Genomic DNA, 12277 nt, shown 5'->3' on the forward strand with positions numbered 1-12277 from the left:
CTGCACGAATGGTGTAACCATGGCCATGCTGTCTCCACCCGAGACTCAGTGAAATCGAATTCGCCGTGAAGATGCGGTGTACCCGCGGCTAGACGGAAAGACCCCGTGAACCTTTACTACAGCTTGGCACTGAACATTGAACCTACATGTGTAGGATAGGTGGGAGGCTTTGAAGGCGTGACGCCAGTTGCGCTGGAGCCGTCCTTGAAATACCACCCTTGTATGTTTGATGTTCTAACGCAGGGCCCTGAATCGGGCTCGCGGACAGTGCCTGGTGGGTAGTTTGACTGGGGCGGTCTCCTCCCAAAGAGTAACGGAGGAGCACGAAGGTTGGCTAATCCTGGTCGGACATCAGGAGGTTAGTGCAATGGCATAAGCCAGCTTAACTGCGAGACGGACAGGTCGAGCAGGTACGAAAGTAGGTCATAGTGATCCGGTGGTTCTGAATGGAAGGGCCATCGCTCAACGGATAAAAGGTACTCCGGGGATAACAGGCTGATACCGCCCAAGAGTTCATATCGACGGCGGTGTTTGGCACCTCGATGTCGGCTCATCACATCCTGGGGCTGAAGTCGGTCCCAAGGGTATGGCTGTTCGCCATTTAAAGTGGTACGCGAGCTGGGTTCAGAACGTCGTGAGACAGTTCGGTCCCTATCTGCCGTGGGCGTTGGATGATTGAAGGGAGTTGCTCCTAGTACGAGAGGACCGGAGTGAACGAACCTCTGGTGTTCGGGTTGTCACGCCAGTGGCACTGCCCGGTAGCTAAGTTCGGAATCGATAACCGCTGAAAGCATCTAAGCGGGAAGCGAGCCCTGAGATGAGTCATCCCTGACCCCTTGAGGGTCCTAAAGGGCCGTTGGAGACCACAACGTTGATAGGTGGGGTGTGTAAGCGTAGCGATACGTTGAGCTAACCCATACTAATTACCCGTGAGGCTTAACCATACAACACCCAAGAAGTGTTTCTGGCCTTGTAGCGAATGAACGAATTACTTACATCAGCTTTCTCAGATTGAAGATTTTGCCTGGCGGCAATAGCGCAGTGGAACCACCTGACCCCATGCCGAACTCAGAAGTGAAACGCTGTAGCGCCGATGGTAGTGTGGCATTCGCCATGCGAGAGTAGGACACTGCCAGGCACCCAATACAAGAAACCCCGCTCATCTGAGCGGGGTTTTTTATTGCCTGAAATTTATTTTTTAGATAATAAGCCTGGTTAATGCGCAAAACACAGTCTATTGTATCGATAAACATTGTTATTCAGCCAGTATCACTGTCTTTCAAACGGCTCAATCTCTCTTTCTCACCAGGTTGAGCGTCAAGTATCTCCGGCTCAAGCGCTATTCCCTTCCTTGATAATCACTATCGCTGGAAACGGGAGTGACAAGTACCTCAGGATCCATAGACTGTTTCTTTCATGTACAAGGAGCTGTCTATGTTGGGGATCCACGATTTGGCGTTGTTTGTCGTTTCTGGCCTGCTGCTGAACATGATGCCTGGGCCTGACTCCCTGCTCATCATGCTGCGCAGCGGCTCCCAGGGATGGCGTGCAGGGTCCATGGCGGCATTGGGTATCGGGACAGGTACCATGGTACATGTGTTGGCTGCGGCGCTGGGACTGTCTGCCCTGTTGAGTGCCTCCGCCGAGCTGTTTGCCGTCATCAAGCTGATGGGGGCGCTCTATCTGGTCTATCTCGGCGTGTCCATGCTCTGGCAGAGGAGTGGCACTTCAACGTCTGTGGATGGGGCTGTGGCGCTGCCTGCGCTCTCTTATGGGCGCATCTTTCGGCAGGGGTTGCTCACCAATGTCCTCAATCCCAAGGTGGCGCTCTTCTTTCTCGCTTTTGTGCCCCAGTTCATCGATCCCGCTTCACCGCAAAAGGCGATGGCATTCATCGTGCTGGGCTGCATCTTCAATCTCAACGGCATGATCTGGTGCCATCTGCTGGCGTTTTCCACCGCGTTTGCAAGCCGCAAGGTGCGACTGCCCGCCCGGGTGGCCACCTGGCTGAATCGCGTGATGGGGGGGCTGTTCGTGGGGCTCGGTATCAAGCTGGCGGTGGAGTGAGCAGGTAAAAACCGGGCATAGAAAAAGGCGTATCCCATCGCTGGGATACGCCTTCGTCTGCACTGCAGCAGAATGACCGGGATCAGTTCATGCCGTAACGCTTGAGTTTCTTGCGCAGGGTGCCGCGGTTGATGCCCATCATTACGGCGGCGCGAGTCTGGTTGCCACGGGTGTACTGCATGATCACGTCCAGCATGGGAGCTTCGACTTCGGAGAGAACCATATCGTACAGATCAATCACTTCCTGACCGTTCAACTGGGCCAGGTAGTTACGCAGGGCCTGTTGCACAGAGTCACGCAGGGGGCGTTGGGTCGGCTCGGCAGCGTGATTGTGAGTAGTTGTTACCAATGCATCAGAAGTCAGGGTTTGTTCGAACATATTCGGTCGGCTCTTTAGTTATGCGTTAACCTAATCCATCGAAATACGCTTCGAGTGCCTCGAGTTGTGCGTCTGCACAATCCAGGGCATTGAAGTGCTTACGGAATTCTCGGCCCGCCTCTTCTTCATCCAGATACCAGCCCACGTGTTTACGGGCAATGCGCGCTCCCAGATAGGCACCGTAAAACTGGTGCAGATTGGTGACATGCTCGTTCATCAGGGTGCGAACCTCTTCCCTGTCGGGAGGCGGCAGCTTGGTGCCCGTTTCAAGAAAATGGCGGATTTCCCGGAAAATCCAGGGTCGTCCTTGCGCAGCACGGCCGATCATCACGGCGTCGACACCGGTATAGTCGAGGACATACCGGGCTTTCTCCGGGCTATCGATGTCGCCATTGGCGACAACAGGAATCGATACGGCCTGCTTAATCGCCCTGATAGTGTCGTACTCCGCTTCGCCCTTGTAGAGGCAGGCACGGGTACGACCATGCACGGCAAGGGCCGCGATACCGCAATCTTCGGCGATTCGGGCGATCTCCTCGCCATTGCGGTTATCCGGATCCCATCCTGTGCGGATCTTCAAGGTGACAGGTACTTCCACCGCATCCACCACGGCCCGGCAGATGGATCTGACCAGGTCTGGCTGACGCAGCAGGGCGGAACCTGCCAGCTTCTTATTCACTTTTTTTGCCGGACATCCCATGTTGATGTCGACGATCTGAGCGCCCTGCTCCACGTTGTAGCGGGCAGCAAACGCCATCATCTCGGGGTCGGCACCGGCAATCTGGACCGATCGCAAGCCGCCTTCAGCAGAGTGATCCATTCTCATCCGGGTTTTCTGGGTATCCCAGACATCCGGGTTGGCCAGCAGCATCTCGGAAACGGCCATACCGGCTCCCAAACGTAAACAAAGTTCACGAAATGGTCGGTCTGTTACACCGGCCATGGGGGCCACGATCAGGGGAGTTTCAAGCGTGTGGGGACCTATCTGCATTCCACGGTTACCATCGGCTTAGGGCGGCGTATATTACGCATTTTTTAGTCAGGAGAAAAGGTTAGTATTTGAGCGTCAGCCATTTTTTTCTGAAAAAAACGTCGCGCCAAGGCTTGCAAATTCAGGAGTGCTTGAAAATCGGACATATTGTCTGTGACCATGGTCAGGAGGGCACGAGTGAGGGAGATGGTGATTTGTGAGTCTCCCTCTCAAGCCGGTTTAGGCTATGATAGCGGGCCTGAATTGAGCAAAGACTCTACACAATTTCATTACAAACGGATCGGGGATGTATGACGGCAAAGTTCATCAAATCGCTCTGCCCATGCCTGCTGGGTATCGTGCTGGGGTCGGCTCAGGCGCAGACGGTCAGCTTCACCGAGGCCTGGAGCCGGGTCATCCAGCAGGATGACGGCTTGGCGGCAGAGCAGGCCGGGGTGGAGCGGGCCCAGCAACTGCGGGAGGCGGCCAAGGCCATGTACCTGCCCAAGGTGGATGTGGGGGCAAGCTATACCCATCTCGATCAGCCGATGGAGCTGGACATGCTGGATCTCAACCCCATCGCCAATCATCCGGAATTCGGCAAGGTCCTGGGGCCCGTGATGCAGGCACTCAACCTCAGCCCGAGCGATTTTGTCACCCCCCTCACCAAGCAGAACGTGGTGACCAGTTCGGTCAAGATGCTATGGCCGCTCTTTACCGGCGGGCGCATCGATGCGGCCCAGGATATTCGTCAGGCCCAGGTGAGCGAGGCTGAGCAGTTGCTGGTGCTTAAACAGCAGTCCACCTTCGAGAGCCTCTCCCAGACCTACTTCGGGGTGGTGCTGGCGGCGCAGGTGGTGCAGACCAAGCAGGAGATCGAGCAGGGACTGGCACACCATCTGGATCATGCCAAGAAGCTCGAAGCCCAGGGGCAGATCGCCAAGGTGGAGCGCCTTTCGGCCCAGTCTGCCTATGACAGGGCACGTATCGATACCCAGAAGGCCAGGCGCAGCCTGGAGATCGCCCAGCTGGCGCTCGGCCACATGCTCAAGCTCAAGCAGGCTGAGCCCAATACCGCCCTCTTCATCAACGAAGGGATGCCAGCCTTGTCTCCCTTCGTGGAGGAGACCCTGTCGGTGCATCCCGGTCTCAAGCTGTTGACGGCCAAGAAGGAGCAGGCCCAGGGGATGATCAAGCTGGAGAAGGGCAAATACGCCCCCGAGCTCTTCCTGTTCGGCAACTACAACCTCTATGAAGATGATTCCATCGTCTCCAAGACCACACCGGACTGGCTGGTTGGTGTCGGGGTCAGCATGCCGTTGGTGAGTCGTGATGGCCGCTCCGAGACGGTCCAGGCAGCCAAGAGCGCCGAACTCCAGGTCAACCTGCTGCAAGCCAAGACCCGCCAGGATCTGGAGCTGCTGGTCGAGAAGACCTGGCGCGAGGCTGCCCAGGGACTGGAGGAGTATCACTCTCTCTCCTCAACCCAGGCGCTGGCCGAGGAGAACGTGCGGTTGCGTGACAAGGCATTCGGTCAGGGGCTCTCCACTTCCCTTGATGTGGTCGATGCCCAGACCCAGCTTGCCGGGGTCAAGACCCAGCGCGCCGCCGCCGCCTATCAATACGTGATCTCCCTGGCCCGCCTGTTGGCACTCTCCGGTCAGATGAACAGTTTCAACCAGTATCAGCATGGTCAGGCGATCGAGGTGAACTCATGATCGCGCTCTCTTCCATTCCGTTATTCATGTCCGTTTCGACCGCCAAGGGTCGCCCGTTTGCCGAGGTGAATTCATGAGTCATCCCCCCATCAAGAAGAAGATGAGCCAGGGCAAGCCCTGGCTGCTGCCACTGGCGCTGGTATTGCTTGTGCTCTGGCTTGGATGGCGCTTCTGGCTGGCCTATCAGCCGGAGCCGGTGCGTCTGCAGGGGCAGATAGAGGCGCAGCAGTATTCGGTCTCTTCCAAGGTGGCGGGTCGCATCGACGAGGTGCTGGTGAAGAAGGGGGATCAACTGGCCAGGGGCCAACTGGCGTTCACTCTGGCGAGCCCGGAGATCGAGGCCAAGCTGAGTCAGGCCAAGGCCGGGCAGGCCGCGGCGGGTGCAATGGCCGAAGAGGCCGAGAAGGGGGCGCGAGTGCAGCAGATCGCGGCCGCCAAGGATCAGTGGCAACAGGCCAAGGCGGCTGCCCTGCTTCATGGCAAAACCTACGAGCGCATTGCCAGCCTGCATCGGGATGGCGTGATGTCGCTGCAAAAGCGTGACGAGGCCTGGACGGCCTGGCAGGCGGCGAAGTACAGCGAGGGCATGGCCTGGCAGCAATACCAGATGGCACTGGAAGGGGCGCGGGAAGAGACCAAGATAGCGGCCCGCGAGCAGGCCAAGATGGCGGCTGGCGGCGTGGCGGAAGTGGAAGCCTATCTGGCCGATACCCGCATCGCCAGCCCACACGAGGGGGAAGTTGCCCAGGTGCTGTTGCGTAGCGGCGAGCTGGCTCCCCAGGGCTTCCCCGTGGTGACCTTGCTCGACATGAAGGATGCCTGGGCCCAGTTCCATGTCCGTGAGGACCTCTTGCCAAGGTTCCCGGTCGGTACCGAGTTTGATGCCCGTATTCCCGGCCTGGGGGATCAGCTGGTGCGCTTCAAGGTGACCCATGTGGCCGTGATGGGGGATTTCGCCACCTGGCGTGCCACCGACACCCGCCAGGGGTTCGACATGAAAAGCTTCCAGGTGGAAGCGCGCCCCTTGCAGCCGGTTGATGGGCTGCGGGTCGGCATGAGCGTGCTGGTCGAGCTCTGATGGGGCGCGAATGGCGGTTGCTCTGGCAGGACCCGTTCGGCCGGGCGCTGGCGAGCTGGGTCCCCTTGCTGCTGATAGGGATCCTGTGCTGGATCTTTTCAGCCGGCCTGGCGCGGGATCTCAAGGTCGGTCTGGTGGATCTGGATCGCAGCCCCCTCTCCCGACAACTGGCGTTCTCTCTCGATGGCTCCGCCGGGCTCAAGATAGCGCAGCAGTTTGACGCCATCGACGAGGGGGCCAGGGCACTGCGAGGGGGAGACATCTATGCCCTGGTGGTGATCCCCCATCACCTGGAGCGGGATGCCCGGCAAGGCACTCAGCCGCAGGTCACCGTGTTCAACAATGGCCAGTTCATCCTGATTGCCAAGCTGGTCAACTCCGCACTGGCCCAGGTGGTGGGAACTCTCAATGGTCAGGTAGGGGGGTTGGAGGCCATGGCCGACGGCAAGACGCTGCCCGGTGCCCTGGGACAATCCGTACCCATTGCGAGCCAGGTTACCGCGCTCTACAACATCAATTCCAGCTACGCCCAGTTTCTGCTGAGCGCCCTGCTGCCTGCGGTGTGGCAGATCCTGGTGGTGCTCTATGGCCTGAACGCCCTGGCCCGCACCGATCGCCTCGGGTTGGACTGGACCACCAGAGGGGTCTGGTTCGGCCTCTGGCGTACCCTGCTGCCCCATGTGCTCATCGGCTGGGGGTGGGGTCTGGCGTGGAGTCTGCTGCTGTTCAAGGGGCTTGGGTACCCCATGCAAGGCAGTTGGCTGGTGCTGACGGCGGGGCTGGGACTGGCGTCAGCCGCTTGCGTCACCATGGGGGCCTTCTTCTACGCCATCATCCGGGATCCGGCGCGGGCGCTCTCTCTGGCCGGCGCCTACACGGCGCCGGGATTTGCCTTCATGGGGGTCACCTTTCCGGTCACCGCCATGGGTGATGTGGCCCAGTTCTGGCGCAGCCTGCTGCCCATCTCCCACTATGTGGAGCTGCAGATCGGGCAAACCAACTACGGTCAACCGTTGACGGCGGCCCTGCCCCAGCTCGGGGCTCTGCTGCTGTTTCTGCTGCCCCTGTTGCTGGTGGTACACCGTTACCGGACGCCGTCGGGCGCGGCCCTGCCCCATGAGGAGTCCAGACCATGATGGGATTCTGGGATCTGATGCGCCTTGAGCTGCGCACCCTCTTGGCGGATCGCGCCATCATGCTGACCCTGTTTGGCGGCGTCTTCTTCTACTCCTTCCTCTACCCCCAGCCCTACCTGCACCAATTGCCCAGGGAAGAGCCCGTGGTGGTGGTCAACGAGGATGGCAGCCAGCTCTCCCGCCAGCTGGAGTTCATGGCCGATGCCACGGCGCAGGTGAAACTGGTGGCCCGTGCCGGTTCGCTCGACGAGGCCCGCCAGATGATGCTGACCGGCAAGGCGAGCGGCATCTTGCACATTCCCCGCCACTTCTATCGGGATCTGATGCTGGGCAGGAGCGTGACCCTGGGTTATGCCGGGGATGCCTCCTACTTCCTGGTCTATGGCACCATTGCCGAAGGGCTGGCCCAGGCGGGGGGCACGCTTGCCGCCCAGGTGAAGGTGGCCAGGCTGTTGAGCCAGGGTGAGGCGCTGCCCCAGGCCGCCATGGGCTGGAACGCGGTGGCCCTCAATGTGCTACCGGTATTCAACCCCACCATGGGCTATGTGAACTACGTGGTGCCTGCGGTATTCGTGCTGATCCTGCATCAGGTGTTGCTGATGGGGACCGGCATCCTGGGGGCGACCCAGAACCAGCGCAGCCGCCGTGGCGAGTCAGGCTACTGGCAACATGCCCCCGTGCCGGCCTTGTTGCTGGCCCGCACCCTGGTGGTGGGGGCTCTTTTCGTCCTTCCGGTGACCTACTTCTTCGGCTTCTGCTTCGATCACTACGGCATTGCCCGCACCGCTGTACCCGGCGAACTCTGGCTCTTTACTCTGCCGTTCCTGCTGGCCACCACCTGGCTCGGGATCGTGCTCGGCGCCCTGTTCACCCGCCGTGATCTGCCGACCCAGATAGTGCTTGTCTCCTCTTTGCCGCTGGTCTTCCTGGCCGGCTTTATCTGGCCCCTTGAGCTCATCCCGGCCCCCCTCAACTGGCTGGCCCAGTGGGCCCCGAGCACGCCGGCCATCGAGGGATTCCTGCGCCTCAATCAGATGGGGGCCGACTTTGCCCAGGTCTCCCGCTACTGGTGGCAGTTGTGGGGGCTTGCACTGTTGTATGGCGCTCTGGCGTGCTGGTTGCTCCGCTGGCGTCAACCGTGCCCTGCAACGGGGCCGGATGATGGGGCGACTGCGTCTTCCACCGACTAGGCCCCCTTGCAACAACACGGTCAGCCCTCGGGCTGACCGTGTTGCCATTCACAGGGGTCATGGCTGACTCAGACCCGGATCGCCGATGGCATAGATCTGGCCGTGCGCCTCCTGGTCGGTGAGCAGTTGCAAACCCCGTATCGCCACATCCTGGCGCCTGACCAGGCCATGCCTCTCTTGCCCCTGGCTCAGGATGGCCTGACCCGTGGGCTCCCCATCCTGCAACCCTGCGGGGCGTAAAATGGTCCACTCAAGGGGGCTTGTCTGCAGCCAGCTTTCCGCCAGGCTCTTGAGGCGTACCTCGTGTCCGAAGGCGGCGCGAGCCCGCTCGGGCAGGTATTGCCAGCTGTCGCCACAACCGAGGGAGGTAACCAGCAGCAGGCGGCTGAGCCCGGCGTGCTCCATCTCGTCGATCACATGGCGGTTGCCCTGATAATCCACCGGTGCACTCTGGCGAAAGCTGCCGAGGGTGGAGACTACCCGGGCATCCCTGCCCGCCAAGCGGCAAGCCAGGGCCACGGCCAGGGGGTCCAGGGCATCCCCGATGACGACCTCGACTCCCAGGGTATGCAGCTCGCTGGCCATGTCGGCATGGCGCACCAGGGCAACGACCCTGTGGCCCAGTTGCAGTGCGTGGTCGGTGAAAGCGCGGCCCAGTCCGCGACTGGCACCGAAGATGAGTGTGGTTGGCATGACAGGCCCTCTCGAACAAAAGAGCAAGCCTAGAGCCTGGATGGATCTCTGTAAATGAGAGTGGTTTTTATTTGTGAGGTGCAGGGGATATGAAGGGCCGGACATCAGGGACGCCGGCCCGACGGGATCAACCGTTGTAATGGCCGATGCTGGGACGGCGGCTGGGTCCGCTCAGGTGGATGTCCACCGGATTGAACGCCTTGATCGCCTCATAGCTGAAATCACCGATGGCCTGATGCAGGCTCTGGGGGCTGTGGTTGGTGATGATGATGACGCTTTTGGACAGGTTGCGACGACGGCGCAGCAGGTGGCCGAGGAAGCTGGACTGACTCTCGGCCATCTTGGCGCGGTTGGCCGCCACCTCGTCGATGATCAGCAGGTCCACCTCTTCCAGGGCGCGGCGGTACTGGTTGCGCTCCTCCTGATCCTGGATGACGTTGAAGAAGAGCCTGTCCACGATGGAGGCCCACTGCTGGAAGATCACCGACTTCTGGTGGCGCGCGATCAACTCGTGGGCCACGGCGCCCGCCAGGGTGGATTTGCCGGTGCCGTAATCGCCGTAGATCAGCATGCAGCCCCCGCCGCTCTTCTCCCAGTGCTCGAAACCGCTGATGAAGTAGCGGGCTGTCTCGATGGGGTATTGCAGGGCCGGGTCACCGGAATCCATCTTGTCGAAGATCCAGTCCGGATTGAGGTCGGCCTGGGCGATCAGCTTCTGGATCCGCTCCTGGCGGGCGGCTTTCTGCAACTCGCGCACTTCGGCATTGGCCTTGGCGTCGTACTCCTTGCGCAGGGTCTCGTAGTCGTACTGGCTGCCGCCGGTTGCGGCCCGCAGTCGGAGAATACGTTGCTGCAGGTTGCTGACGTGACGCTTGAGCTCGGGATCATGAGCCCGTTGCTCCTGTCTGGCCTTGGCGATTTTCTGGCGTTTGGCCTCGATCTCTTCCAGTGCCTGGCGCATCGGGTCGTGCGGATCTGTCATGGAATTCTCCTTCTGCTAGGGCTGTGGCTGGATGGGCAGGGGGTCAATAGTGCACTTCGTGGCCGCCTGGTATCAATCATTCTCCGGCTCCTGAGCTTGTGCCAGCCGTTTGGCCTCATCGATCATCTCTTGCGCCCGGCGGCTCGGGCCAGCCTCTACCGGGGCTGGCGCGACCTGCTGGTACCCGGTGACCACGGTCGCCGGGCGGCGGGCGTAGCGCCGACTCTTGAGGGCCCGAATAAATTTCAACATCCACTGGTGCTGGGAGTCGAACACCTCGGGGCGGCCGAGCCAGTAGGCGATGAACTCCCCGAGATCCTCTTCGCTGTAGCTGGCATCGATCACCCCGCACAGGCGTGCGAGAGCAGGCAGTTCTTCGTCCGGACGCCACTGCAGGTGCATCTGGAACGGGCGTGCCGGCAGAGGGCTGCGCACCCGCTGGCTCAGCAACGGCAACTGGAAAGGGCACTGGTGGTAGTGCTCACTGTCAGCCTGGGCCTCGACCTGAAGCAGTTCGGCCTCCATCAGCTCGTCGAGCAGCTCGGTCAGCTGGCGAGCGTTGACCTGATAGCTGAAACCACCGGGATTGCCCGGATCGACGACAGCCAGTGCCCGGCCAAGCTCGGGATAGTTGAGTCGGGCCAGCCGATTTTCCAGCACCAAGCGGCGCAGTTGCAGGGTATAGAGGCTGCGGGCCGGATGGGAGAGTCTGGGATGGGCGAGGGCGCTGTATTCGGCTGGCGTCATGGTCTGCTTCACGATCTGGAGTGGAGGGCATTATCCCTCATGGCGGTGCCTCATACAATTCATGGTGCCGACCTGCGAGAGAACGGCTGCCGGGCGACGGTTGCCGACCATCTCTGCGCAAGGGGGCGATCAAAATAGTCGGACCATTTCAAACGCTTGGCAGATACCAAGGCCAGCTCGGCTCGCTGCTCGACAATATTGTGTGGCGGTATCCAGCGCCCATGATCTAGTCTTAATGCTCAAATAACCATTTGACTAATAAGAGCTTTGTCAAGATGTCAAAAGCCGGACTACGGATCTTGGTGGTAGAAGACGAAGCGGTTTTTCGCCACTCACTGGTATCTTATCTCGAGCACGACGGGGCCTGCGTCTTTCAGGCAGAAGACGGGATTGAGGGGCTCTCTGCCGCAGCGCTCTATCACCCCGATGTGGTGTTGTGTGATCTGAACATGCCGAACATGGATGGCCATGAGGTGATTGCCTGCCTCACCGCCCGCTATCCACAGGTGCCCGTCATCGTCATCTCCGGTCAGGATCAGATGGCTGCGATCGAGCGTGCGCTGCGGGCGGGGGCCAGGGACTTCTTCATCAAACCGGTGAATGACTATGAGCAGATCCGCCGCAGCATCGAGCAATGCCTGACAAACCTCGGGCATCAGAGCCAGCAACTGGAGCTGATGGAGCACATCGACTTTTTCCGTGGCCACGATCTGGCGAGCAGCCGGCTGCTCGCCTGGCTGGCCCCCCCTGGCATGCAGGAGTGGGGGCCCTGGCAGGTCACCTTTGCCGGCATGGGCAATCTCTTCATCCCGGATACCTTCAAACTGGACGACAAGCTGCTGGTACTGGTGATGGAATTGCCCATCCTCGGTGTGGATGCGGCCTTCTGTGGTGCCTTGGTGCGATCCCTGATGAACGGCCCCTATCGCCAATACCAGCAACAAGAGAGCCTGCTGTTGACCCAGCCACACCGATTGCTGGATTACCTCAATCTGCAACTGCTGGAGTCGGGCCTGCGTCACTCCTTTGCCATGGCGGCCCTGCTGTTCGATCAGGAGGATGGGCTGCTTTTTGCAAATGCCGGGCTCACCTCACCTCACTGGTTGATGCGTGCAGGGGGGTTGCCGCTCGGCTTGATGCGCAGCAGTCGCTACACGTTGCACAGGCGAAGCTGGCACGAGCCCTTTGATCTGCAGTTTCGCAGTGACAGCGGCAGCGCCCTGACGATGCAGGTTCGTCACCACTGACGCCGTGAAGTGAACACATGCAAACAGGGCGCCCATGGGCGCCCTGTTTGGTCTCTGCTGTCCTGACCGG

At 60.3% G+C, this 12277-nt stretch carries 11 protein-coding genes and 2 rRNA genes (1 of these 13 only partly in view); 8 read left to right on the forward strand and 5 right to left on the reverse strand.

The genetic code is table 11. The features are described 5' to 3' along the window. The 3 genes from I6L32_RS10900 to I6L32_RS10910 all read left to right on the forward strand — a co-directional run. Window positions 1-944, forward strand: a 23S ribosomal RNA gene (locus tag I6L32_RS10900); it begins 1945 nt to the left of the window's first position. Between the two features lie 79 nt (window positions 945-1023). After that, window positions 1024-1138: ribosomal RNA gene (gene rrf / locus I6L32_RS10905) — 5S ribosomal RNA — on the forward strand. 296 nt (window positions 1139-1434) lie between these two features. Continuing rightward, window positions 1435-2067 (forward strand): LysE family translocator, encoded by a 633-nt coding sequence (locus I6L32_RS10910; protein ID WP_043156049.1) that lies wholly within the window; start codon window positions 1435-1437, stop codon window positions 2065-2067. Between the two features lie 82 nt (window positions 2068-2149). On the opposite strand, the gene fis is transcribed toward I6L32_RS10910, so the two are convergent. Together fis and dusB are read right to left on the reverse strand one after the other, a co-directional pair. Then, complete coding sequence (gene fis, locus I6L32_RS10915) at window positions 2150-2446, reverse strand: DNA-binding transcriptional regulator Fis (RefSeq protein WP_005309538.1); 297 nt, start codon at window positions 2444-2446, stop codon at window positions 2150-2152. A 25-nt stretch (window positions 2447-2471) separates the two neighbouring features. After that, window positions 2472-3437: a tRNA dihydrouridine synthase DusB gene (gene dusB, locus I6L32_RS10920; protein ID WP_010675552.1), complete on the reverse strand. Its 966-nt coding sequence runs from the start codon at window positions 3435-3437 to the stop codon at window positions 2472-2474. Window positions 3438-3727: 290 nt separating this feature from the next. Here dusB and I6L32_RS10925 point away from each other — a divergent pair, with 290 nt between their 5' ends. The 4 genes from I6L32_RS10925 (at window position 3728) to I6L32_RS10940 (ending at window position 8538) form a co-directional block, all read left to right on the forward strand. Next, window positions 3728-5134: a TolC family protein gene (locus I6L32_RS10925; RefSeq protein WP_161957753.1), complete on the forward strand. Its 1407-nt coding sequence runs from the start codon at window positions 3728-3730 to the stop codon at window positions 5132-5134. 73 nt (window positions 5135-5207) lie between these two features. After that, window positions 5208-6212, forward strand: a complete 1005-nt coding sequence (locus I6L32_RS10930) for an HlyD family secretion protein (protein WP_080767988.1) — start codon at window positions 5208-5210, stop codon at window positions 6210-6212. Then, complete coding sequence (locus I6L32_RS10935) at window positions 6212-7348, forward strand: ABC transporter permease (protein ID WP_216945076.1); 1137 nt, start codon at window positions 6212-6214, stop codon at window positions 7346-7348. Before I6L32_RS10930 ends, I6L32_RS10935 begins: the two co-directional genes overlap by 1 nt. After that, window positions 7345-8538: an ABC transporter permease gene (locus I6L32_RS10940; RefSeq protein ID WP_216945078.1), complete on the forward strand. Its 1194-nt coding sequence runs from the start codon at window positions 7345-7347 to the stop codon at window positions 8536-8538. The genes I6L32_RS10935 and I6L32_RS10940 overlap by 4 nt, the downstream gene beginning before the upstream one ends. A gap of 57 nt (window positions 8539-8595) precedes the next feature. Here I6L32_RS10940 and I6L32_RS10945 read toward each other — a convergent pair whose 3' ends face one another. The 3 genes from I6L32_RS10945 to I6L32_RS10955 all read right to left on the reverse strand — a co-directional run bounded on the left by I6L32_RS10945 (window position 8596) and on the right by I6L32_RS10955 (window position 10960). Next, a complete protein-coding gene (locus I6L32_RS10945; RefSeq protein ID WP_216945080.1) occupies window positions 8596-9231 on the reverse strand; it encodes an SDR family oxidoreductase in 636 nt (211 codons plus the stop codon). Between the two features lie 127 nt (window positions 9232-9358). Then, on the reverse strand, window positions 9359-10213 hold the full coding sequence (locus I6L32_RS10950; RefSeq protein WP_216945082.1) for a DnaA/Hda family protein: 855 nt from the start codon (window positions 10211-10213) through the stop codon (window positions 9359-9361). A 72-nt stretch (window positions 10214-10285) separates the two neighbouring features. Next, window positions 10286-10960, reverse strand: coding sequence for a DnaT-like ssDNA-binding domain-containing protein (locus tag I6L32_RS10955; RefSeq protein ID WP_039041329.1), 675 nt, complete (start codon window positions 10958-10960; stop codon window positions 10286-10288). A 275-nt stretch (window positions 10961-11235) separates the two neighbouring features. Between I6L32_RS10955 and I6L32_RS10960 the strand changes: the two genes are divergently transcribed. Next, window positions 11236-12207: a response regulator gene (locus I6L32_RS10960; RefSeq protein ID WP_029314797.1), complete on the forward strand. Its 972-nt coding sequence runs from the start codon at window positions 11236-11238 to the stop codon at window positions 12205-12207. Window positions 12208-12277 lie beyond the last annotated feature (70 nt).

The sequence above is a fragment of the Aeromonas sp. FDAARGOS 1402 genome, assembly GCF_019046925.1.
GTDB classification, from domain to species: Bacteria; Pseudomonadota; Gammaproteobacteria; order Enterobacterales; family Aeromonadaceae; genus Aeromonas; species Aeromonas caviae.